The sequence below is a fragment of the Gemmobacter lutimaris genome (assembly GCF_003570715.1).
Lineage (GTDB): Bacteria > Pseudomonadota > Alphaproteobacteria > Rhodobacterales > Rhodobacteraceae > Gemmobacter > Gemmobacter lutimaris.
This window is the reverse complement of sequence record NZ_QXXQ01000001.1, coordinates 133,084-156,949: the sequence shown is the minus strand read 5'-3', so window position 1 is coordinate 156,949 and position 23,866 is coordinate 133,084. Positions and strand designations below refer to the sequence as shown.

Here is a 23,866-nt window from a genome sequence, read left to right as displayed (position 1 = left end):
GCGCGGGGGTGGCAGCCATTCTGCGACCTTTGCCCTCCGGCCTTCCTCCCCTCAAGCTGTGAACGAGTGACGCCATGGCCATTGCAAACGAACTTTCGATCAATACCGCCGCAACGGCGGAGCAGATGTTCAATGCCATTTTCGGCAATGGCGTCCAGCTTGTCGGCGGCACGGCCACCTATAGCGGTGCCGCTGGATCCTCGGCCACTTATACCGGCGCGCTGACCACCATCGCCGGGGTATCGCCCACCGATACCGGGGTGATCCTGTCTACCGGCAATGCGGCCGATTTCACCAACAGCTCGGGCACCACCAACACAAACGTCAACACCAACACCGGCACCGATGTGACCGGCGGGATTGATGGCGACGCGCAGTTGAATGCCGTCTCTGGCGTCAGCACCTTCGACGGCTCGATCCTTCAGGCCAGTTTCATCCCCGACGGCGACATGATCACGATGCAGTTCGTGTTCTCGTCCGAAGAATACCCGGAATATGTCAGCGGCGGCGTGAACGATGCTTTTGGCGTCTGGGTGAACGGTGTCTTTGCGCCCATCAGCGTCTCGACCTCGGGCAATGTGGCCATCGACACGGTCAACGCGGGCAACAATGAAAACCTTTACCGCGACAACACCGCCGACCAATACAACACCGAGATGGACGGCCTGACCTATGTGCTGTCGATCAAGGCGCCGGTGAATGCGGGGCAGGTGAACACCATCAAGATCGGGGTCGCCGATGGCGGCGATGCGATCTACGATTCCAATCTGCTCATCATGGGCGACAGCGTGCAGACCTATACGCTGGCCAATGACGATACGGTCAATATGCTGACCAATTCGTCGCGCACCTATGACATTCTGGCCAATGACGAGCATCCCTCCGGCTCGACGCTGAGCATCACGCAGCTGAACGGCCAGAATGTCGTCGCGGGGCAGACGATCACGCTGCCGTCGGGGCAGCAGGTGCGGCTGAACGCGGATGGCACTGTTACCGTCTTCTCGAACGGCACCACCGGGGACGAGCCATTTTCCTATACCGTGTCCGACGGGATGGGGAATACCGATGTCGGCTTCGTCACCATCCACACCTCGACGGCGGTTACGAAAGACGGGATCGTCTCGGGCACTTCGGGCAATGACAACATCAACAGCGCCTATGTCGGCGACCCGGATGGCGACCGGATCGACAACAATGACGGTCTGGGTGTGCAGGGCACCACCGGCAACGCCGACCTCGTTTATGCTGGTGCGGGCAACGATACCGTTACCTCAGGCGTGGGAAATGACATCGTCTATGGCGGCACCGGGAATGACTCCATCTCCGGTGGTGATGGCGATGACCGGCTTTACGGCGATGAAGGCAATGACAGCGTCTATGGCGGCAATGGCAACGACCTGATCCATGGCGACGATGGCAATGATTACCTTCAGGGCGATGCGGGCAACGACACGGTTTTCGGCGATGCTGGCAACGACACGTTGTTCGGTGGCACGGGTAACGACAGCCTTGTCGGTGGCGCTGGCGATGATCGTTTCTATCTGAACATCGGCAGCGGCAGCGACGCCGATACCATTGTCGGTGGCGAGACCGGCGAAACGACCGGCGATGCGCTGGACGCTACGCTGGTCACTACCGGGGTGAATGTGACCTTCTCGGGCAACGAGAATGGGACCGTCAGCCTGTCGGGCGGCACGGTGAGTTTCTCGGAAATCGAGAATGTTTATGGCAGCGGCAGCAATGACACGATCAACGCAGCCGCCAGCACTACCACGCATATCCTCGACGGCGGTGCTGGGAATGACAGCATCACCGGCGGTTCGGGCGCCGAGAGCCTTTATGGCGGCACTGGCAACGATACAATCACGGGCGGCGGCGGCGCCGATGTGCAAAGCGGCGGCGCGGGGGATGACAGGTTCGTCCTGTCCGGCAGCTATGGCAATGACACGATCACCGGCGGCGAAACCACCGAGACGGCGGGCGACAGCATCGACGGGTCTGCCCTGACCTCCAATGTGACGCTGACTTTCTCGGGGGCCGAGGCGGGCACGCTGTCCTCCAGCGGGGGGACGGCGAGTTTCAGCGAGATCGAAACCTTCACGCTCGGTTCCGGCAACGACACGGTTTATGGCGGTGTCGGCAACGACAGCGTGGCGACCGGGGCGGGGAATGATTCGATCCTCGCCGGGGCGGGCAATGACACGATTGATGCGGGGGCGGGCAACGACTCTGTCAGCGGGGGCGACGGCAATGACTCGCTGGTCGCGGGCACCGGCAATGATACGGTGGATGGCGGCACCGGCAATGATACGGTCGATGGCGGCGCGGGCAATGATGTCATTTATGGCGGCGCGGGCAATGACGCGCTGTCGGGCGGTGCCGATGCCGACACGATCTGGGGCGGCGCGGGCGATACCATCACCGGCGGCGAGACCGGCAATGACAATGACGTTCTGGTGGTCGAGGCCGGATCTGTCATCACTTACGGTGGTGGCAACAACGAGGCAGGCACCATTGACCTGGTTTCGGGCGGCACGCTGACCTTCAGCCAGATCGAAAGCATCGTCTTCGCGGGGCCGGTGGATGGCACCGCTGGCAATGATGTGATGAATGTCGGCTATACGGACCTGAACGGTGACCAGATCGACGGCACCGACGGGGTGAACGACACCATCTATGGCTATGGTGGCGATGATCTGATCGTCGCAGGCGCAGGAAATGACACGGTTTACGGCGGCACCGGCAATGACGAATTGCAGGGCAGCGCCGGGAACGACACGCTTTACGGGGAAACCGGCAACGATTTCCTGAACGGCGGGGCGGGCGATGACCTGAGCTATGGCGGGGCTGGCAATGACAGTTTCGCCACCGGCGGCGCCTATGGCACCGGCGCCGATACGATGTATGGCGGTGACGGCTGGGATACGTTCACAGTCTACTCCAACGCGGGCACCGAAACCATTGTGGGCGGCGAGGATCCGGGCGACCGCGATGTGGTCTGGCTGCAAAACCTTGGCACCGAAGGGGCCAATGTCACCTATACGGGGAATGAGACGGCCAATTTCGGCTTCCCCTCGGGAACCAGCGGCACCTATTCGGAAATCGAGGTGCTTTGGGCTTCCAATGCCAATGATTATGTCGATGCTTCGGCCACGACCGCCGGCACCACGGTGCTTGGCTTCGCCGGGGACGATTTCATCACCGGCGGCTCCGGCAATGACTATTTCACCGGCGACGCGGGCAATGACCAGATCTTCGCCGGGGAAGGCGCGGACAGCGTTTATGGTGGCGACGACAATGATGCCATCTATGGCGGCGGCGGCAATGACAGCCTCGAAGGCGGTGCTGGCAACGACTACATGCAGGGCGATGCCGGCAATGATTATGTCGATGCTGGCGATGGCGACGATTTCCTGCGCGGTGACGCCGGGAACGATGTGGTCTATGGCGGGCTTGGCAACGATTCCGTCTATGGCGGCGCCGATGATGATTCGGTCTTTGGCGGCGACGGCAATGACGAGGTCTATGGCGGCTATGGCACCGATACCGTCTATGGTGGCGCAGGGAACGACAGCGTCACCGGCTCGGGCGGCAATGACATCGTCTATGGCGACGAGGGTGACGACCGGCTGCAAGGCTCGGATGGCAACGACACCATTTATGGTGGCACCGGCAATGACACCATGCTGGGCGAGGAAGATGCCGATAGCTTCTACGGCGGCGCGGGCGATTATGTCGATGGTGGCGAGGCAGTCACCACCGGCACCGACAATGACACGCTGCATGTCACGGGCATCGACCATATCGTCTGGGATCTGCTGAACCCCGAGAACGGTGTGGTGCATTACACCTCGGGCGAAACGCTCCAGTTCTACAATATCGAAAACGTCTTCGTGGACGGCACGCAGGTCTTTCCGCCCGATTTTATCGTGGAGGGCACGACCGGCAACGATCTGATCGACGCGACCTACAGCGGCGATCCCGAAGGCGACATGATTGACGCCAATGACAACCAGTATGGCAACGCCGACGATGTTGTGCAGGCCGGGGCGGGCGACGATACCGTTCTGGCGGGAGATGGCGCAGACCTCGTTTACGGTGAGGCGGGCAATGACAGCCTGTCAGGCGGTGGCGGAAACGATACCGTCTATGGTGGCGATGGCAATGACGCGCTGCTGGGCGGGGACGGATCGGATTCTCTGCTTGGCGACGTTGGTGAGGATACGATTTATGGCGGTCTCGGCGATGATACGCTGAACGGTGGGGCCGACAATGACGCGCTTTACGGCGAGGAGGGCAATGACCTTCTCGACGGTGGCGCGGGCGACGACGTGCTGGATGGCGGCACCGGCAATGACACGCTGTTCGGCGCCGATGGCAATGATGTCATCACCGGCGGCGATGGTGACGATCAGGTCAACCCGGTGAATGACGATGCCGGGAATGACACGGTGGATACCGGCGCGGGGAATGACACGGTCTATTCTGGCACCGGCGACGATCTGGTCTATGGCGGCACCGGCAACGACATGCTGGGCGCGGGCGATGGCAATGACGTTGTCTATGGCGGCGACGGGGCGGACACGCTGACCGGCGATGCCGGAGATGACAGCCTGTCAGGGGATGATGGCGCTGATTACCTGTTCGGTGGAACGGGCGACGACAGCCTTTCCGGCGATGCGGGCAATGACACGATCTCGGCGGGCGAGGGTAATGACCTCGTGCATGGCGGCGACGGCGATGACCGCATCGACGGCGGCCCGGATGCCGGGAATGACACGATCTATGGCGGAGCAGGCAACGATTCCATCACCGGCTTCGGCGGCAATGACGTCATCGCGGGCGGCGCTGACAATGATACCGTCTATGGCGGTGACGGGAATGACTCGCTCAGCGGTGACGGGGGTGACGATACGCTGCTGGGCGAAGCGGGCGATGATACGCTCATGGGCGGCACCGGTAATGACAGCCTGTCGGGGGGCGATGGCAATGACTCGCTCAATGGCGAGGATGGCGATGACGTGCTGTCTGGCGGGGTCGGGAACGATACGCTGATCGGCCATTCCGGCAGCGATACGGTTGATGGTGGCGATGGCGACGACTACATCAACACCCGCACCGCACCCGGCACCGGCAGCCCTGACACGGGCTTCATCCATCCAACCAATCCGCTGCTATCCTATCCGGCGGACACCGATCCGAACAACGACCGCGACAGCGTTCTGGGCGGGGCAGGCAATGACACGATCCTGACCGGCGATGACAACGACACGGTCTACGGTGGCGACGGCAATGACAGCGTTGATGCCGGATTCGATGACGACATCGTTTATGGCGGTCTTGGCAATGACACGCTGGAGGGCAACGAAGGTGGCGACACCATCGCAGGCGATGAAGGCGATGACCTGATCTATGGCGGGTTGAGCCCCGCTAACCCGGATTACGCCCTCGCCAGCCAGTATGAACTGACAGACGACATCGACCCCGATCCGCTGAACAATGCCGACAGCCTGTCAGGCGGCAGCGGCAACGATACGATCTATGGTCAGGATGACGCCGATACTCTGGCAGGCGGCACGGGCAATGACCTGTTGTTCGGTGGCATCGACAATGACCTCGTGTCTGGTGACGATGGCGACGACACGCTGTCGGGCGATCAGGGCGACGATACGCTGTATGGCGATGCGGGCGCCGACCAGCTGGATGGCGGCACCGGCAATGATGCGCTTTACGGGGGCGATGACGACGACACCCTGAGCGGCGGTAGCGGCAACGATGTGCTGGATGGCGGGGCAGGCAACGACGACATCCAGATGGATGCCGGGGCCGATACCGTCGCGGGCGGTGACGACCGCGATACGATCACGCTGGGATCGGGGGCGGGGGTCGGCGCCGTGGTCGATGGCGGCAGCGGCGGGGACGATTTCGATACGCTTGACCTCAGTGCCTGGGGCAAGGATCTGACCAATATCATCTATGATAGCGGCAATCCCGAAAACGGCACGGTCCAGTTCCTCGACAATACCGGCGCCGTCATCGGCACGATGACCTTCACCGACATCGAAAAGGTGATCCCCTGCTTCACACCGGGAAGCCTGATCGTGACGGCGCGCGGCGAGGTGCCGGTGGAACAGTTGGAGGAAGGCGATCAGGTGCTGACCCGTGACAGCGGCTATCAGCCGATCCGCTGGATCGGGCGGCGCGACTTGTCCGCAGCAGAGTTGCGGGCACATCCCAACTTCGCCCCGGTGCGCATCGCCACAGGGGCGCTGGCGCCCGACCTGCCGCAGCGCGACATGCTGGTCAGCCCGCAGCATCGCATGCTGTTCACGGGCTATCGCGCCGAAATGCTGTTCGGCGAGCATGAGGTGCTGGTGGCCGCAACCCATCTGACCGCACTGCCGGGGGTGGAACGGGCGATGCCGGAAGGGGTCAGCTACATTCACCTGATGTTCGACCGGCATGAAATCGTGCGCGCGGATGGTGCCTGGAGCGAAAGCTTCCAGCCGGGTGACATGACGTTGGCCGGGATGGACGACGCACAGCGCAACGAACTGCTGGCACTGTTCCCCGAACTGGCAGCAGGCCGCTACCGGCCCTTCCTTGCGGCGCGGCGCAGCCTGCGCGCGCATGAGGCGCGGGTGCTGTTGATGGCCTGAGCGGGTAGGGGCGTCAGCGCCCCTGCCGCCAGCGCGCCCAGTCCTCGGGCGTGTCCAGATCGGTCAGCGCGGCACGTCCGGGCAGCTGCACCAGCCGCAGCCGCCCGCGATGTGCGGCGATCACCGCGCGTGCACCTTCGTCACCCGTCAATCTGGCGAGATCCGGCAGAAGATCGACCGGAAAGATCACCGGATGGCCGGGGGTGTCACCACTCGCGCCGCGCAGGATCGCATCGGGGGCCGCCCGATGCGCAGCCTGCATCTCGGTCAACGCTCCGGCGGCCAGCTCTGGCATATCGGCGGGCAGGATCATCACCGGCCCGTCCAGCCCGGTGATGCCTGCGCGGATCGAGGCCGACATGCCGCGGGCGGCGTCATTGGCGATGATAAGGTGCAGGTCCAGCCCGGCAAGCGCCCCGTGGCGGTCCGGCCGGTCGGGCGGCAGCACCACGCGCACCGGCCCACCGCAAGTCAGTGCGGCGGTCGCGATCCGCCGCAGCAGGGGCTGACCCTCTACCACTTCCAGCAGCTTGTCGTCGCCGCGCATCCGGCTGGAGGCCCCGGCAGCAAGGATCACGGTCGTCAGCACCATTCAGCCCTCCTTGACAGAACCCCCCCCGGTCGGGACCGGGGGCAAATTTCTTGAGGAAGAAATTTGCAAAATCCTTCGAAGGATTTTGCGTGCGCCTGTCAAGCGCGGCGTGGTGGGTCAGCCGCGCATACGCGCCCCGTCTGCATCCCACAGCGGCGCCAGATGCACCGTGGCGGGGCGGCGCTCGCCAAGGATCTCGATCTCGCAGGCGAGGCCGTCCTGCACCTTCTCGGCAGGGAGGAATCCCATAGCGACCGACTTGCCCGTCCAGTGGCTGAACCCGCCCGAGGTGCAGAAACCCACCACTGCGCCTTCCAGCCAGATCGGCTCCCATGCCACCACATCGGCATCCGCTGCATCGACGATGAAGCTGACCAGACGGCGCTTCGGTCCGGCCTCCTTTTCGGCCAGCGCGGCGGCTTTGCCGATGAACTCCTTGTTCCAGCGCATGAAACGGTCAAGCCCGGTTTCGGCGGGGGTATAATCGGGGCTGAACTCGCGCCCCCAGCTTCCGAACCATTTGTCCAGCCGCAGCGACATCATCGCCCGCATGCCGAAGGGCCGCAGGCCCAGATCCTGCCCGGCCGACCAGAGCGTGTGCCAGAGGTGCCGCACCGACATGTGGTCGGTATAGATTTCGAACCCCAGATCGGCGGTGTAGCTGACGCGCTGCACGATGCAATTGGCCATGCCGATGGTCATGCGCTTCACATCCATGAAGCGGAAGGCCTCGGCGCTGACATCGGCACGGGTGACACGGGCCAGCAACTCGCGTGCCTTCGGCCCGGCGATCTGGAAGCCCGAGCGTGCGTCCGAGATATTCTCGACCGTCACGCCCTCTTCCAGATGCTGTTCGAACCAGCGGCCGTGCCAGCCCTGCGCGCCATAGCTGGCGGTCAGTTGGAATTCGGTTTCCGACAGGCAGGAGACGGTGAAATCGCCGATGATCTTGCCGCTTTCCGCCAGCATCGGCGTCAGCGACAGCCGTCCCGGTTTCGGGATCGCGCCCGCCATGATCCGGTCGAGCCAGGCGCGCGCCTTCGGGCCTTTCACCAGATATTTTCCGAAATTCTGCACCTCGTTGATGCCGACGCCCTCGCGCACTGCCAGCACCTCCTGACGCGTCGCCTCCCAGGCGTTCGAGCGTTTGAAGGTCGGCGTTTCCAGCCGAGGTTCGCCCGGCAGGGCGTGGTAGTTCACCACTTCCAGCCCGTATTGCTGGCCCCAGACCGCATTCATACCGTCGAAGATGTCATACATCGGCGTGGTGCGGAAAGGACGTGCGGCGGGACGTTCCTCGTTCGGGTAAGACACGTTGAAACGCATCTGATAGTTTTCGATGACCTTCGGCACGGTATAGCCCGGCGAGGTCCAGTTGCCGAAGCGGGCCACGTCAAAGCCGCGCGGGTCGCGTTCGACCTCGCCTTCGATCATCCATTGCGCCAGCGCAAGGCCCATGCCACCGCCCTGGCTGAAGCCTGCCATCACCGCGCAGGCGGACCAGTAGTTGCGCAAGCCCGGCACCGGCCCGATCAGCGGGTTGCCATCGGGGGCAAAGGTGAAGGGGCCATGGATTACCCGCTTCACGCCCGAGCGTTCCAGCACCGGGAAGCGGCGATAGGCGAAGGCCACGCTGTCCTCGATCTTGTCCCATTGCTCGTTCAGGAGTTCATGGCCGAAATTCCACGGCGTGCCGTCCACGCTCCACGGCTCACACGGTTTTTCATAGAAACCGATGCAAAGGCCCCGGCCTTCCTGCCGCAGATAGCTTTCGCCGCCGGGGTCCATCACATGCGGGAATTCACGGCCCGATTTCAGGATGTCCATGATTTCGGGAATGTCGTCGGTGACAAGGTATTGGTGCGCCATCGGCAGGAGCGGCAGGTAGACGCCTGCCATCGCGCCAATCTCGCGCGCCCACAGACCGCCGGCATTCACCACATGTTCGGCGATGATCGTGCCCTTTTCGGTGACGACCTCCCATGACCCATCGGGGCGCGGGTTGGTTTCCAGCACGCGGTTGTGCAGAACGATTTCGGCCCCGCCCATCCGCGCGGCCTTGGCATAGGCATGGGTGGTGCCCGACGGGTCAAGATGGCCATCCAGCGGATCGTAGAGCGCGCCGATGATGCCTTCGAGGTTCACCATCCCGTCGGTGAATTTCTCGATCTCGGCCGGGCCGAGGATTTCGGTATCCAGCCCCATGTAACGGTGCTTGGCGCGTTCGGCCTTCAACTGTTCGAACCGCGCCGCATTGTCGGCCAGCGTGATGCCGCCGACATGATGCAGGCCGCAGGACATGCCGGTGATCTGCTCCAGTTCCTTATAGAGGCGAATGGTATAGCCTTGCAGCGCCGCCATGTTGGTGTCGCCGTTCAGCGTGTGAAAGCCCCCGGCCGCGTGCCATGTGGAGCCCGAGGTCAGTTCCGATCTTTCGACCAGCATGACATCGGACCAGCCAAGCTTGGTGAGGTGGTAAAGGACCGAACAGCCGACGACGCCGCCGCCGATGACCAGAACGCGGGTATGGGTTTTCATGGAGAGACTCCCTGCGGGTTTGCGCCAGAATGGCCGGGGCAGGGCAAAGGGGCATGCGGTTTTGCGACGTGAATATGTCGCAAATATCTGGAGATTCTCGAAAAGCAAAGGGGCGCCCGAGGGCGCCCCTTGCCGGTTCGTATTGCTTTGGCTCACTTCTCGGGGATCAGGCCGCGCGGGCTGAAGCGCAGCACCAGCAGTAGGATCACCCCCATGGTCAAGAGCCGCATGTGTTGTGCGCTGTCCACCAGATGCGATTTCAGCGGGCCGGGGGCCATTCCTGCGGTGATGCCGCCCATGACCAGCGGGCCAAGTGTTTCCACGATCAGCCAGAGCCAGCCGACCAGCAGGCCGCCCAGCAGTGCCCCCCAGTTGTTGCCCGAACCGCCCACGATCACCATCACCCAGATCAGGAAGGTGAAGCGCAGCGGCTGGTAGGTGCCGGGGTTCAGGATGCCGTCCATCGAGGTCAGCATGGCGCCCGCGATGCCGATGACCGCGCTGCCGAGGATGAAGATGTGCAGATGCTTCTTCGTCACATCCTTGCCCATGGCGCGGGCGGCGTCTTCGTTGTCGCGGATGGCGCGCATCATCCGGCCCCATGGGCTGTTGAGCGCGCGTTCCGACAGCCAGATCAAAAGGCCCAGAACGATCAGGATCATCACCATATAGCAAAGCTTCACCACGACCGACGAGGCCGAAACCGGGTCGAAACCCCAATTCGCCGCCATTTCAAGGAAGCGCGGATTCTGTTGCAGGTTGACCTCGTAAGGCACCGGCCAGGGACGTTCCTTCAGGTCCATCATCTTGACGCCGCGCGCCATCCAGTCCTCGTTCTTCATCACCGCGACGATGATTTCAGCGATACCCAGCGTGGCGATGGCCAGATAGTCGGACCGCAGGCCCAGTGCCGTCTTCCCGATGCCCCAGGCGGCCAGCGCCGCCAGCAGCCCGCCCGCAGGCCATGCCAGCAGGACAGGCAGGCCAAGGCCACCAAGATTGCCCTGGATCGTCGGATTGATCGCTTCCACCGCCGAAACAGCAGGATCAAAGACCGCGCGGAACAGGAAGAAGCCGCCGACCAGCAGCGCCAGCGTGGCAAGGCTGCGGGCGCGGCCCTTTGGCATGCGGCGGCGCAGGAAGATGGTGGCGGCAATGGTGATCGCCCCCAGCGCCAGCCCGGCAAGGATGCCGAAACCGCCTGCCGACCATGCCTCGGGCACAGGGCGCGAGTTTACCAGAACCACCGCCAGACCGCCCAGCGCGGCAAAGCCCATGACGCCGGTGTTGAACAGGCCCGCATAGCCCCACTGGATGTTCACCCCCAGCGCCATGATCGACGAAACCAGCGCGAAGTTCAGGATCAGCAGCGTCTGGTTCCAGCTGGTCAGCACCAACCCGGTGAACAGATACAGCGCGACGACGCCCGCAAAGAGATAGAGGTTCTTCGACATCAGACCGATTTCCCCTTGAACAGGCCCGTGGGCATGAAGATCAGCACCAGAATGAGGATCGAGAAGCTGACCGCGAATTTGTAATCGGTGGACATCAGTTGCAGCAGGCCGTCCGGCGCCATGCTGTCAGGCAGAAGATAGGTGGCTACCTTTTTCCAGGCATAGGTTACCATCACCTCGGAAAAGGCGATGACGAAGCCTCCGGCAATGGCCCCCAGCGGGCTGCCCAGACCGCCGACGATGGCGGCGGCGAAGATCGGCAGCAGAAGCTGGAAATAAGTGAAGGGTTTGAAGCTCTTGTCGAGGCCATAAAGCACGCCTGCAATGGTCGCCATGGCGGCGGCCAGAATCCAGGTCACCTGCACCACGCGGTCGGGGTTGATGCCCGACAGCAGCGCCAGATCCTCGTTATCGGAAAAGGCGCGCATGGATTTGCCGGTGCGGGTCTTTTGCAGGAACCAGAACAGGAAGGCCACGGTCAGCCCGGCGGTCACCACGGTCACGGCCTGCGTGGTCTTGATGGCCAGACCTTCGGTCAATCCGGTCATGGTTTTGAAATCGCCCGCCGTGATCAGGAAACGCGCACCATCGGCAAAGCTCTGGTCTTCCACCCCGATGATCAGGCGCACGATGCCGTTCATCACGAACATCACGCCCAGCGAGACGATCACCAGAATGGTCGGCGCCGCCTTCTGCTTGCGGTAGAAGCGATAGACAGCCCGATCTGTCAGCAGCAGGAGCGCCGCTGTCGCGGCGATGCCGAAGGGCAGGGCAAGCAGGGCGGTGGGCAGCGGGCCAAAGCCGATACCGATGGATTGAAACCACCAGGTCACGAGGATGGTGACCATGGTGCCGAAGGCCATGGTGTCGCCATGGGCGAAGTTGGAAAACCGCAGGATGCCGTAGATCAGCGTCACGCCAAGTGCACCCAGCGCAAGCTGGCTGCCATAGGCAAGACCCGGAATGAACACGAAGTTGAGGAAAGCCACGAGGGCGTTGAGAATATCCATGGCTCAGCCCCCGAGGAAGGAACGGCGGACCTCCGGGTCGGCCATCAGGGCCTTGCCGGTGTCGGTGAAGCGGTTGGCGCCCTGCACAAGGACATAGCCCTTGTCCGCGATCTCCAGCGCCTGCCGGGCGTTCTGTTCCACCATCAGGATGGAAATGCCGGTGCGGGCGATCTCGATGATCCGGTCGAACAGTTCATCCATCACGATGGGCGAGACGCCGGCCGTGGGTTCATCCAGCATCAGCACCTTGGGCCGCGTCATCAGTGCCCGCCCAACCGCCACCTGCTGCCGCTGGCCGCCCGAAAGCTCGCCCGCCGCCTGATGGCGCTTTTCCTTCAGGATGGGGAACAGGTCATAGACCTGTGCCATGGTATCGGCGAAATCGTCCTCGCGGATGAAGGCGCCCATTTCCAGATTTTCCTCCACCGTCATCGAGGTGAAGATGTTGTGGGTCTGCGGAACGAAGCCCATGCCCTTGTGGACCCGCGCCTGCGGGGTGAGCGTAGTGATATCCTCGCCATCCAGCACCACACGGCCTCCGCGCAGCTTCAGCATGCCGAAGACCGCCTTCATGGCGGTGGACTTGCCTGCGCCGTTCGGACCCACGATCACCGCGATCTGGCCCTTTTCCACCGCAATGGTGCAGTTGTGCAGAATGTCGGCCGCGCCATAGCCGCCGGTCATCCCGTCGCCGATCAGGAAAGGCTCAGCCATGGGCGGCTTCCTCCTTCACCTTGTTTTTCAGGCCGGTGCCCAGATAGGCCTCGATCACCCGTTCGTCGTTCTTCACTTCGTCAACCGTGCCTTGTGCCAGCACCTTGCCCTCGGCCATCACGATGACCGGGTCGCAGAGGCGGGCAATGAAATCCATGTCATGTTCGATGACGCAGAAGGTGTAGCCGCGTTCCTGATTGAGCCGCACAATGGCGTCGCCGATGGTGTTCAGCAGTGTGCGGTTCACGCCTGCGCCCACCTCGTCAAGGAACACGATCTTCGCATCCACCATCATGGTGCGGCCCAGTTCCAGCAGCTTCTTCTGCCCGCCGGAGATCTGGCTGGCCTTCTGGTCGGCCAGATGGCTGATGGTCAGGAACTCCAGCACCTCGTCGGCCTTGTCGCGGATGCGTGCCTCCTCGGCCGCCACGGCGCCGCGGCGGAACCATGCGTTCCACAGCCGCTCGCCCGATTGCAGCGCGGGCACCATCATCAGGTTCTCGCGCACGGTCATCGAGCCGAATTCATGCGCGATCTGGAAGGTGCGCAGCAGGCCCTTGCCGAACAGCTCGTGCGGCGGCAGGCCGGTGATGTCTTCGCCTGCCATCAGGACGCGGCCCGAGGTCGGCTGGTATCTTCCGGCGATGACGTTGAACAGCGTGGTCTTGCCCGCGCCGTTCGGCCCGATCAGCCCGGTGATGGAACCCTTTCGGATTTCCAGCGAGGCGCCGTCAACGGCGTGAAAACCGCCGAAGTGTTTGTGCAGATTCTCGACAACGATCATCCGTTATCTTCCCCCAAGGTGCCGGGATTGCGCTTCGGGGTTGATCCCCGATAGCCCTGCGGCACATGTGTTAGCGCAACGGCCCGGGGGACGCCCGGGCCGTGCCTTATGCTGTCATCCGACCGCGATCAGCGGAACTTGTCGGTGTGGAAGGCGCCGTCGGTGACGGTGTATTCGCGGAAGTTGCCCGCGGATTCACCCGGACCGACCAGTTCGACAGCAGTTGCGCCAACATAGTCGATGTCTTTGCCTTCCTTGATCAGGTCCAGCGCCTTGCCCAGTTCGCCCGGCAGGATCACCTCGCCCGGCGCGTTGGCCAGATCCATGACTTTCTGTGACCATTCTTTCGAGTCGGTCGAACCGGCTGCCTGCATGGCCAGCATGATCAGCGCCGCCGCGTCATAGCTTTCCGGCGAGAAGGCGCCGCCACCATCGAAGCCGGCCGCCTTGGCCAGTTCGTGATATTTGGCCGCACCTTCGCTGTCGGTGCCGGGCACGTCGCCATACGACCCGTTCAGCGGGGCGCCAATGGCCTGGATCAGGCTTTCACCATACATGCCGTCGGGCAGGTAGAAGGTCGAGAAGGCGCCGCTGTCGACCGAAGCCTGGATCATGCCCTTGCCACCCTGATCCACATAGCCCGCAACGACGAGAATTTCGCCGCCAGCCGCAGCCAGCGCCGCAACCTCGGCCGAATAGTCGGCCTTGCCGTCTTCATGCGCGGCCGAAAGGGTAACCTTGCCGCCCTTGGCCTCGAAGGCTTTCTGGAAGCTGTCGGCAACACCCTTGCCGTAATCATTGTTGGTATAGGTGACGGCAGCTTCCTTCACGCCGCGTTCCGCGATGATGTCGGCCATCACCTCGCCCTGACGGGCGTCCGAAGGTGCCGTGCGGAAGAACAGGCCGTCATCCTCGGCTGCCGAAAGCGCGGGCGAGGTCGCCGAAGGCGAGATCATGCCGATGCCGTTGGGGCGGGCTACGTTTTGCAGAACGGCGCCGGTCACGCCCGAGCAGTCGCCGCCGACGATGCCCGAAACCTTGTCCGAGGTCACCAGACGCTCGGCCGAGGACTGGGCCGCCGCCGCGTCAACGCAGGTCGAATCGCCGCGCACCGGAGTAACGGTTGCACCGTCCAGAAGCTTGCCGGATTCGGACACTTCCTTCATCGCCAGTTCGGCGCCATTGGCCATGTTCGGCACCGTGGATTCCAGTGGGCCGGTGAAGCCCAGCAGGATGCCGAGTTTGATTTCTTCGGCCGAGGCAGCCCCGGCGAAAAGGGCGGTCGCCGCAGTGGCAAGCAGCAGTTTTTTCATTTTTGACTCCCATGTCGGACTTGTCTGTGTCCAAGGCTAGAATGCGGTCGGACAAAAGGAAAGCGCCCAATTCCGGGGCGTCTGCCGATCCTTCGCGCAAACCGGTGTCAGATTGCCGCCCCGGCGCAACCTCGCAAGCACAAATATCGGGATTTCGTCATTTCGCCGAAGTGATCGGGCGATCTGCTGGAAATCGCCACGCAGCGCCCTACCTTGCCTGCAACAGACAGGAGAGGACGATGCGGCATATCCTGATGGCGGTTGTGGCCGGGCTGGCCGGACCGGCGGAAGCGGGCGAAGTGCAGACTTCGGCAGGTGTCATGGGGATCTCGGAGGTGGCGGCGGGATTCGAGGAACCCTGGGCCATCGGCTTTCTGCCCGACGGAGCGGTGCTGGTCACCGAGCGTGCCGGTCGGCTGTCCCTGCTGCGCGGAGCGGTGCGGCAGGCCCTCGGCGGCCTGCCAAAGGTCTTTGCAAACGGGCAGGGCGGGCTGCTGGATGTCATGGTGCCGCGCGATTTCGCGCAAAGCCGCGAAATCTGGCTCAGTTTCGCGGCACCCGTTCCCGGTGGTGCTGCTACCGCAGTCGGTCGCGGGCGGCTCTCGGCCGATGAAACCCGGCTGGACGGATTTGAGACCCTGTTCGTCGGCGAGGGCCATCGCGGCGGGCGACATTTCGGATCGCGTCTGGTTGAGGCTGCGGATGGCACGATCTTCCTGACCACCGGCGACCGGGGCACCGGACCGAAGGGCATGGCCGCGCAAGATCCGGCGCTGGTGGCGGGCAAGGTCATCCACCTGAACCGTGACGGCAGCCCCGCGACCTCAATCCCCGGCTGGAAACCCGGTGTCTATTCCCTTGGTCATCGCAATGCACAAGGCGCCACCCTGACGCCTGATGGCCGCCTGCTGACGGTAGAGCATGGCGCACGCGGCGGAGACGAGGTGAACGAGGTGCGCAAGGGCCGCAATTATGGCTGGCCGGTCATCACCTACGGGGTGAACTACAACTTCCTGCCGATCGGCGAAGGCGCCGCGAAAGACGGGATGGAGCAGCCGCTGCATTACTGGGACCCGTCCATCGCACCTTCGGGCCTGCTGGTCTATTCCGGTGCGCTGGTGCCTGACTGGGCGGGCGACCTGTTCACCGGCAGCCTGAACAGTGGTTTCCTCAGCCGCCTTGACCCAGATACGCCCGCCGCGACGGGCTATGCCGAGGAACAGATCGCAGCCGACGAAACCGGCCGGGTGCGCGATGTGGCCGAGGGGCCGGACGGCGCGATCTGGTTCCTGTCGGTTGATGACGGGGCGCTGTATCGGATGGCGCCCTGATCACACGTCAGATCGACAGCCGGGTGCCGATACCAGGCATGCCGCTCTGGGTGCCGCGCTCGCGGTAGGGGGTGGTGTTGTAGTGGCTGCGATAGCATTTCGAGAAATGCGACGGGCTGGCAAAGCCGCAGGCCAGCGCCACGTTAATCACGCTCATATCGGTCTGCATCAGCAGGTTGCGCGCCTTTTGCAGCCGAAGCTCCATGTAATACCGCTTCGGGCTACGGTTGAGGTAGCGGCGGAACAACCGTTCCAGCTGCCGGGTGGACATGCCCACCTCCTCGGCCAGATCGGCGGGGCTCATCGGGTCTTCGATATTGTTTTCCATCTTCTGGATGACCTGACTGAGCTTCGGATGCCGCACGCCGATTCGGGTCGGGATCGACAGGCGCTGCGTATCCTGATCGGTGCGGATCGAGCTGTAGATCAGCTGGTCGGCCACGGTATTGGCCAGATCTTCGCCATGGTCGGCAGCGATCAGCTTCAGCATGAGGTCGATGGAGGCGGTGCCGCCCGCGGTGGACAGCCGGTTGCCGTCGATTACGAAGACCGATTTCGTCAGCTTGACCTCTTCGAATTCCTCAAGGAATCCATCCTGGTTTTCCCAGTGGATCGTGGCCTTCCGCCCTTCCAGCAAGCCTGCTTTGGCGAGTGAATAGGCGCCGGTGCAAAGCCCCCCCATCACCACGCCACGCCGCGCCTCGCGCCGCAGCCAGCCGGTGACGCCGCGCGTGGTGGCGCGGCTGACGTCAATGCCGCCGCAGACCAGAACGGTATCCTCGCGGTCGATCTCGTCCAGACCCATATCCAGCTTGAAGGACGCGCCATTGGAACAGGTCGCCTCCACACCGCCTTCCCCGGCGAGTTTCCACGAGTAAACCTGCCGCCCCGCCACGCGATTGGCGATGCGCAGCGGCTCGATGGCGCCAGCGAAGGACAGCATGGTAAAGCGGTCCAGCAACAGAAAAATGAAGCGGCGCGGGGCCGTGTCTTTGGCGACAGTCGTGGCTTTGCGCGGCAGGCTGGACATGATGCGACCCGTTTGCGTCGATTTCGGCACATCTAGGCAGGAAACATGCCCCCCTTCAAGGGGCGATCCGTCCTTGGCTCTTTGCATTTCCGACGCGACTCCTTATAGGCAGTCGGATTACCGCTAACGCACGGAGACACCCCATGACGAAGGGCTGGCAAAAATCGGATTGGCGCGCAAAGCCGCGGGTCCAGATGCCGGACTATCCGGATCAGGCCGCATTGAACGCCGTCGAGGCGCAGCTTGCGAAATATCCGCCCCTCGTCTTTGCGGGCGAGGCCCGTCGTCTGCGCAAGCAGCTTGCCCTTGCCGCCGAAGGCAAGGCCTTCCTTCTGCAAGGCGGTGACTGCGCCGAAAGCTTCGCCGAATTCAGCGCCGACAATATCCGCGACACGTTCCGCGTCATGCTGCAAATGGCCGTGGTGCTGACCTATGGCGCCAAGGTGCCGGTCATCAAGGTTGGCCGCATGGCGGGCCAGTTCGCCAAGCCGCGTTCGGCGCCGACCGAAGTGGCGGGCGGGGTGGAACTGCCGAGCTACCGCGGCGACATTATCAACGGCTTTGACTTCACCGCCGATGCCCGTGTGCCCGATCCGTCGCGGATGCTGCAAGCCTATACCCAGGCGGCGGCCAGCCTGAACCTGCTGCGCGCCTTCTCGACCGGCGGCTTCGCCGACATCCACCGCGTTCACAGCTGGACGCTGGGCTTTGCCGAACATGACAAGGCGGAGCGTTACCGCGAACTGTCGAACCGCATTTCCGACGCGCTCGATTTCATGAATGCAGCCGGGGTGAACTCTGACACCGCGCACGAGCTGAGCCGGGTAGACTTCTACACCAGCCACGAGGCGCTGCTGCTGGAATATGAAGAGGCGCTCTGCCGCGTCGATTCGATCACCGGGCAGAACGTGGCCGGGTCCGGCCATATGATCTGGATCGGCGACCGCACCCGCCAGCCCGATGGCGCGCATGTCGAATTCTGCCGCGGCGTGCTGAACCCGATCGGGCTGAAATGCGGCCCCTCGACCACCGCCGAGGATCTGAAGGTGCTGATGGCCAAGCTGAACCCGGCCAACGAGGCCGGTCGCCTGACCCTGATCGCGCGCTTCGGCGCCGGCAAGGTGGGCGAGCATCTGCCGCGCCTGATCAAGGCCGTTCAGGAAGAAGGCGCCAATGTCGTCTGGTCCTGCGACCCGATGCACGGCAACACCATCAAGGCGGCCTCGGGCTACAAGACCCGGCCATTCGATTCGGTGCTGCGCGAGGTGCGCGAGTTCTTCGCCATCCACAAGGCCGAGGGCACCATCCCCGGCGGCGTGCATTTCGAAATGACGGGCCAGGATGTGACCGAATGCACCGGCGGCCTGCGTGCCGTGACGGACGAGAACCTGAGCGACCGTTACCACACCGCCTGCGACCCGCGTCTGAATGCCTCGCAATCTCTGGAACTGGCGTTCCTTGTGTCCGAAGAACTGACAGCGCGCCGCGACGACCAGCGCCGGGTGGCGATGTAAGCGGCTTTGCCGGGGCATGAAACCGAACGGCGCGAGGGAGTAACCCTCGCGCCGTTTTTCTTTGCACAAGGGGCTTTTCACCCGCTCGGCCCGCAGCCTCACACCAAAGGATATTTGCACCAGGATATAAGGGGGCGATGTGAAGGGGTGTTATTTGCATCATTTTGGAATATATGTTCCATATCATTAACCTGAATATGGGTCCGTCAGGGAGTGTGCCATGTCGATGTCCGAGCCGTCCTCAACCGCGCCCGCCAGTGTCGAGGAGTTCCGCGAGCGGCTGGCGATGATCAGCGCGGAGCTGCCCAAACGGCTGCGCCAATGTGCTGATCATATCGCAGCCAATGTCGATCGCATCGCCGTATCAACGGTGGCGGAACTGGCAGCGGGCGCCGATGTGCCGCCATCGGCCCTGATGCGTTTTTGCCAGATCCTTGGCTTTTCGGGGTTTTCCGAAATGCAGCGGCTGTTTCGCGATGCCTATGCGCCGGGGTGGCCGGATTATGCGACCCGGTTGAAAACCCTGCGGGACAGCGGGGCGGGCAGCCCGACTGCCCTGTTGGCGGAATTCATTGATTCTGGGCGGCAAAGCCTTGAATCCTTGGCAAAATCTGTGGATGAGCAGGCGCTGGCGCAGGCGGTGGATGTGCTGTCCGCAGCCGGAACGGTGCATCTGGCCGGGTTTCGCCGTGCCTATCCGGTTGCGAGTTATCTGGCCTATGTGTTTGAGAAAATGGCGGTGTCGGCCATGCTGCATGACGGGGCGGGCAAGTTGGATCATCGCTTTGCGCTGCGCCCGGGGGATGCGCTGATCGCAATATCCTTCGCACCCTATTCCGTCGAGACTTTGGCGTTGGCCGAAGAGGCGCGCGCGCGCGGTCTGGCCGTCGTCGCAATTACCGATGGAGCCGTGAGTCCGCTGGCCGAAGGTGCCGATGTCTGCCTTGCGGTTTCCGAGGTGGATTTCGGTGCGTTCCGGTCGCTGTCGGCGACGCTTGCGCTGGCTCTCTCTCTGGCGGTGGCGGTGGGAACGGCCCGGAGCGGGGTGTAAAAATAAAGCTTCCTTCAATCCTGAAAATGGAATAAATATTCCATATCGAGGGCGCCGCACCTTTTCGGCGCGGTATGGGGGAGGGGCGGATGAAGGCGCTTGACGTCATCACCATCGGCCGGTCGTCGGTCGATCTTTACGGCGCGCAGGTCGGTGGACGGCTGGAGGACATGGGGTCGTTCCAGAAATATATCGGCGGCAGCCCCTGCAACATGGCGGCAGGCACGGCGCGTCTGGGGCTGAAGTCGGCGCTGATCACCCGTGTCGGTGATGAACACATGGGCCGCTTCATCCGCGAGGAGCTGGCGCGCGAGGGCGTCGATGTGCGCGGGGTGAAAACCGATCCCGAACGGCTGACCGCGCTGGTCCTGTTGGGCATCCGCGATGACAGCCAGTTTCCGCTGATTTTCTACCGCGAGAACTGTGCCGATATGGCGCTGTGCGAGGATGACATCGACCCGGCCCTTATCGCCGAAGCCCGTTCTGTCGTGGCGACCGGCACGCATCTCAGCCATCCGCAGACAGAGGCGGCCGTGCTGAAGGCGCTGGATCTGGCGCGCAAAAGTGGTGCGCAGACCGCACTGGACATCGACTATCGTCCGAACCTCTGGGGGCTTTCGGGCCATGGCGATGGCGAAAACCGCTTCATCGCCAGCGCGGCGGTGACCGCCAAACTGCAGTCTACGCTGCATCTGTTCGACCTGATCGTGGGCACCGAGGAGGAGTTTCACATCGCGGGCGGCACGACCGATACTGTCGCCGCGCTGCGGGCGGTGCGCGCGGTTTCTGCCGCCACGCTGGTCTGCAAGCGCGGGGCGGCGGGGGCTGTGGCTTTCACCGGGGCCATTCCCGACACTCTGGACGAGGGGGAGGCGGGACCGGGTTTTCCGATCGAAGTGTTCAACGTGCTGGGCGCCGGCGACGGTTTCATGTCCGGTTTGCTGAAAGGTTGGCTGGATGACGAAAGCTGGCCGGTGGCGCTGAAATATGCCAATGCCTGCGGGGCCTTCGCGGTCAGCCGCCATGGCTGCACCCCGGCTTATCCCAGCCTTGACGAACTGGATTACTTCCTCAGACGCGGGGTGCGGGAAAAGGCGCTGCGCAAGGATGCGGCGCTGGAGCAGGTGCATTGGGCGACCAACCGGCACGGCGACTGGTCCACCATGCGGGTCTTTGCCTTCGACCACCGTATGCAACTGGAGGCGATGGAAGGCGCGACGCCCGAAAAGATCGGCGCGTTCAAGCTTCTGTGTCTGGAGGCTGCGAAAGCCGTTCAGGCCGGGCGGCCGGGCTATGGCATCCTTTGCGACGGGCGCCTCGGTCGGCAGGCGCTTTATGCCGCCGCCGGGTCGGGGCTGTGGACGGGGCGGCCGGTGGAATGGCCCGGTTCGCGCCCCCTGACGCTGGAGCCCGAGATCGGCCCGGATTACGGCGGGTTGTCTGAATGGCCGCTGGAACAGGTGGTGAAGGTTCTTTGCTTCTGCCACCCCGACGACCCGGCTGACATACGCGCCGAACAGGAGGCGACTGTGACGCGGCTTTTCCATGCCTGCCGTCGCAACCGGCTGGAAATGTTGCTTGAAATCATTCCCTCCAAAGTTGGTCCGGTGGATGACATGACCTCGGCCACCTTGATCCGGCGGTTTTATGAGATCGGGATCTACCCGGACTGGTGGAAGCTGGAACCCTTCACCACCGCTGCCGCATGGGAAAACGCCTGTGCGGCGATCACCGGGAACGACCCCCATGTGCGCGGAATTGTCGTTCTGGGTCTGGATGCGCCGGCGGATCAGCTTGCCGAAAGCTTTGCCCTTGCCGCCCGGCACGATCTGGTGCGCGGTTTCGCGGTGGGCCGGACGATCTTTGCCGATGTGGCGCGGGCATGGCTGAAAGCCGAGATCGGCGATGCAGAGGCTGTTGCCGGGATGGTGGCGAAATACGAGGATCTTTGCCGTGTCTGGGATGCGGCTCGCGCGGGCAAGGGAGATGCGGCATGAGCAGGACACTCCGTCTGACCGCCGCGCAGGCCATGGTGAAATGGCTGGGTGTGCAGATGACGCCCGAGGGCACGCGGTTCATCGAGGGGATGTGGGCCATCTTCGGTCATGGCAATGTCGCGGGTCTGGGCGAGGCTTTGCAGCAAGGCGCGCAGGGCGATCTTTGCGGCAATACCCCTTTCCCGACATGGCGCGGCCAGAACGAGCAGACCATGGCGCATGCCGCCATCGCCTTTGCCAAGGGGCGGGCGCGGCGTCAGGCAATGGCCGTCACCTCGTCCATCGGGCCGGGGGCCACGAATATGGTGACGGCAGCGGCGCTGGCGCATGTGAACCGGCTGCCGGTTCTGTTTGTGGCGGGGGATGTCTTTGCAAACCGCCGCCCCGATCCGGTCTTGCAGCAGGTCGAGGATTTCGATGACGGCACGGTCAGCGCGAATGATTGCTTCCGCCCGGTGGTGCGCTATTTCGACCGGATCCTGCGCCCGGAACATCTGCTGACCGCGCTGCCCCGCGCCTTGCGGGTGATGACCGATCCCGCTGATTGCGGCCCGGTATGCCTGTCCTTCTGTCAGGATGTTCAGGCCGAGGCTTTCGACTGGCCTGAAGCTTTCTTCACGCCAAAGGTCTGGCTCATCCGGCGTCCTGCCCCCGATGCGCGGGAACTGGCGGACGTGGCCGGGATGATCCTTGCAGCCAGACGCCCGGCAATCATCTGCGGCGGCGGGGTGATCTATTCCGGCGCCGAGGCGGCACTTGGCAATTTTGCTATGCGGCATGGCATCGCGGTGACCGAGACTCAGGCGGGCAAATCGGCCCTGGCACAGGCACATCCGATGAATTTTGGCGCCGCGGGTGTCGATGGCTCGGCCGCCGCAAATGCCGCATTGCGGGCGGCGGATCTGGTCATTGGCATCGGCACGCGGTTGCAGGATTTCACCACTGGCTCACGCACGCTTTTTGCGCCCGACGCGCGGCTGGTTTCAATCAATGTGCATGGCTATGACGCGGCCAAACATGGGGCGGCCAGTCTGGTTGCCGATGCGAAAGTGGCGCTGGAGGCGCTGACGGCGCGGCTGGGTGATTATCAGGCCACGGCCGATACGGCGGCGCGGGCCGACTGGTTGCGCGCTGTCGATGCCCATTGCAAGGCCCCGGTCACGGCAGGCCAGATGCCGAACGATGCACAGGTGATCGGCGCGGTTCAGGACGTCAGCACCGCCGCGACCGTTGCGCTTTGCGCGGCGGGCACCATGCCCGGCGCGCTGAAACTGCTGTGGCAGCCGTCGCAGGGTGGCTATCACATGGAATACGGCTATAGCTGCATGGGCTATGAGGTGGCGGGGGCCATGGGGCTGAAACTCGCACAGCCCGAGCGTGAGGTGATCTGCTTCGTGGGCGATGGCAGCTATATGATGGCCAATGCGGAACTTGCGACAGCGGTGATGCGGCGCATCCCCTTTACCGTGGTGCTGACCGACAACCGGGGCTACGGCTGCATCAACCGCCTGCAAACGCTGGGTTGTGGCGGGGCGCCGTTCAACAACATGTATGCGGACTGCACCATCGAGGATCAGCCGCAGATCGACTATGTGGCCCATGCGGCGAGCATGGGGGCGCATGCGGTCAAGGCGCGCGACATGGCGGAGCTGCGGGCACAGGTCGTTGCGGCGCGTGGTAGGGACAGGCCCACCGTCATCGTGATCGACACGACGGCACAGGATTTTCCCGGCACCGGGATGGAAACCAGCGCGGGCGAACACGGGCATTTCTGGGAGGTGGCGGTGCCGGAAGTGGGCGACCATGACAACCTGCCCGCAGCCTATGCACGCTATATCGCAAACACAGCCCTTGCGCGGCTGACGAACTGAGGGCGCGG

The 23,866-nt window shown here is 63.5% G+C and carries 14 protein-coding genes; 6 read left to right on the top strand and 8 right to left on the bottom strand.

The genetic code is table 11. From position 1 onward, the window contains the following. Positions 1-74 precede the first annotated feature (74 nt). Positions 75-6,659 (top strand): Hint domain-containing protein, encoded by a 6,585-nt coding sequence (locus tag D2N39_RS00685; protein WP_119132890.1) that lies wholly within the window; start codon positions 75-77, stop codon positions 6,657-6,659. 13 nt (positions 6,660-6,672) lie between these two features. Here the strand turns inward: D2N39_RS00685 and D2N39_RS00680 are convergent, their stop codons facing one another. The 7 genes from D2N39_RS00680 to D2N39_RS00650 all read right to left on the bottom strand — a co-directional run bounded on the left by D2N39_RS00680 (position 6,673) and on the right by D2N39_RS00650 (position 15,064). Beyond that, a complete protein-coding gene (locus D2N39_RS00680) occupies positions 6,673-7,251 on the bottom strand; it encodes a nucleotidyltransferase family protein (RefSeq protein ID WP_119132889.1) in 579 nt (192 codons plus the stop codon). 117 nt (positions 7,252-7,368) lie between these two features. Further along, on the bottom strand, positions 7,369-9,789 hold the full coding sequence (locus D2N39_RS00675) for a GcvT family protein (RefSeq protein ID WP_119132887.1): 2,421 nt from the start codon (positions 9,787-9,789) through the stop codon (positions 7,369-7,371). A 152-nt stretch (positions 9,790-9,941) separates the two neighbouring features. Continuing rightward, positions 9,942-11,243 (bottom strand): branched-chain amino acid ABC transporter permease, encoded by a 1,302-nt coding sequence (locus D2N39_RS00670; protein WP_119132886.1) that lies wholly within the window; start codon positions 11,241-11,243, stop codon positions 9,942-9,944. Continuing rightward, positions 11,243-12,253, bottom strand: coding sequence for a branched-chain amino acid ABC transporter permease (locus D2N39_RS00665; protein WP_119132884.1), 1,011 nt, complete (start codon positions 12,251-12,253; stop codon positions 11,243-11,245). Before D2N39_RS00665 ends, D2N39_RS00670 begins: the two co-directional genes overlap by 1 nt. Positions 12,254-12,256: 3 nt before the next feature. Further along, positions 12,257-12,967, bottom strand: a complete 711-nt coding sequence (locus D2N39_RS00660; RefSeq protein ID WP_119132882.1) for an ABC transporter ATP-binding protein — start codon at positions 12,965-12,967, stop codon at positions 12,257-12,259. Then, on the bottom strand, positions 12,960-13,751 hold the full coding sequence (locus tag D2N39_RS00655) for an ABC transporter ATP-binding protein (RefSeq protein WP_054303465.1): 792 nt from the start codon (positions 13,749-13,751) through the stop codon (positions 12,960-12,962). The genes D2N39_RS00660 and D2N39_RS00655 overlap by 8 nt, the downstream gene beginning before the upstream one ends. 128 nt (positions 13,752-13,879) lie before the next feature. Beyond that, positions 13,880-15,064 (bottom strand): ABC transporter substrate-binding protein, encoded by a 1,185-nt coding sequence (locus D2N39_RS00650; RefSeq protein WP_119132881.1) that lies wholly within the window; start codon positions 15,062-15,064, stop codon positions 13,880-13,882. Positions 15,065-15,303: 239 nt separating this feature from the next. Here D2N39_RS00650 and D2N39_RS00645 point away from each other — a divergent pair, with 239 nt between their 5' ends. After that, a complete protein-coding gene (locus tag D2N39_RS00645) occupies positions 15,304-16,395 on the top strand; it encodes a PQQ-dependent sugar dehydrogenase (protein WP_119132879.1) in 1,092 nt (363 codons plus the stop codon). Positions 16,396-16,402: 7 nt separating this feature from the next. On the opposite strand, the gene D2N39_RS00640 is transcribed toward D2N39_RS00645, so the two are convergent. Continuing rightward, on the bottom strand, positions 16,403-17,425 hold the full coding sequence (locus tag D2N39_RS00640; RefSeq protein WP_119132877.1) for a GlxA family transcriptional regulator: 1,023 nt from the start codon (positions 17,423-17,425) through the stop codon (positions 16,403-16,405). A gap of 143 nt (positions 17,426-17,568) precedes the next feature. Here D2N39_RS00640 and D2N39_RS00635 point away from each other — a divergent pair, with 143 nt between their 5' ends. The 4 genes from D2N39_RS00635 to iolD all read left to right on the top strand — a co-directional run bounded on the left by D2N39_RS00635 (position 17,569) and on the right by iolD (position 23,858). Next, positions 17,569-18,939 (top strand): class II 3-deoxy-7-phosphoheptulonate synthase, encoded by a 1,371-nt coding sequence (locus tag D2N39_RS00635; protein ID WP_119132875.1) that lies wholly within the window; start codon positions 17,569-17,571, stop codon positions 18,937-18,939. Positions 18,940-19,159: 220 nt separating this feature from the next. Beyond that, a complete protein-coding gene (locus tag D2N39_RS00630) occupies positions 19,160-19,990 on the top strand; it encodes a MurR/RpiR family transcriptional regulator (protein ID WP_233557016.1) in 831 nt (276 codons plus the stop codon). A gap of 89 nt (positions 19,991-20,079) precedes the next feature. Beyond that, positions 20,080-21,987, top strand: a complete 1,908-nt coding sequence (locus D2N39_RS00625) for a bifunctional 5-dehydro-2-deoxygluconokinase/5-dehydro-2-deoxyphosphogluconate aldolase (RefSeq protein WP_119132873.1) — start codon at positions 20,080-20,082, stop codon at positions 21,985-21,987. Further along, positions 21,984-23,858, top strand: coding sequence for a 3D-(3,5/4)-trihydroxycyclohexane-1,2-dione acylhydrolase (decyclizing) (gene iolD / locus D2N39_RS00620; RefSeq protein WP_119132872.1), 1,875 nt, complete (start codon positions 21,984-21,986; stop codon positions 23,856-23,858). Before D2N39_RS00625 ends, iolD begins: the two co-directional genes overlap by 4 nt. Positions 23,859-23,866: the final 8 nt, after the last annotated feature.

Coding starts and splice junctions, on each gene's coding strand:
- D2N39_RS00625 (WP_119132873.1), top strand. CDS start 20,080: ATGAAGGCGCTTGACGTCATCACCATCGGCCGGTCGTCGGTCGATCTT.
- D2N39_RS00665 (WP_119132884.1), bottom strand. CDS start 12,253: ATGGATATTCTCAACGCCCTCGTGGCTTTCCTCAACTTCGTGTTCATT.
- D2N39_RS00670 (WP_119132886.1), bottom strand. CDS start 11,243: ATGTCGAAGAACCTCTATCTCTTTGCGGGCGTCGTCGCGCTGTATCTG.
- D2N39_RS00630 (WP_233557016.1), top strand. CDS start 19,160: ATGTCGATGTCCGAGCCGTCCTCAACCGCGCCCGCCAGTGTCGAGGAG.
- D2N39_RS00650 (WP_119132881.1), bottom strand. CDS start 15,064: ATGAAAAAACTGCTGCTTGCCACTGCGGCGACCGCCCTTTTCGCCGGG.
- D2N39_RS00675 (WP_119132887.1), bottom strand. CDS start 9,789: ATGAAAACCCATACCCGCGTTCTGGTCATCGGCGGCGGCGTCGTCGGC.
- D2N39_RS00680 (WP_119132889.1), bottom strand. CDS start 7,251: ATGGTGCTGACGACCGTGATCCTTGCTGCCGGGGCCTCCAGCCGGATG.
- D2N39_RS00645 (WP_119132879.1), top strand. CDS start 15,304: ATGCGGCATATCCTGATGGCGGTTGTGGCCGGGCTGGCCGGACCGGCG.
- D2N39_RS00635 (WP_119132875.1), top strand. CDS start 17,569: ATGACGAAGGGCTGGCAAAAATCGGATTGGCGCGCAAAGCCGCGGGTC.
- D2N39_RS00655 (WP_054303465.1), bottom strand. CDS start 13,751: ATGATCGTTGTCGAGAATCTGCACAAACACTTCGGCGGTTTTCACGCC.
- D2N39_RS00660 (WP_119132882.1), bottom strand. CDS start 12,967: ATGGCTGAGCCTTTCCTGATCGGCGACGGGATGACCGGCGGCTATGGC.
- iolD (WP_119132872.1), top strand. CDS start 21,984: ATGAGCAGGACACTCCGTCTGACCGCCGCGCAGGCCATGGTGAAATGG.
- D2N39_RS00685 (WP_119132890.1), top strand. CDS start 75: ATGGCCATTGCAAACGAACTTTCGATCAATACCGCCGCAACGGCGGAG.
- D2N39_RS00640 (WP_119132877.1), bottom strand. CDS start 17,425: ATGTCCAGCCTGCCGCGCAAAGCCACGACTGTCGCCAAAGACACGGCC.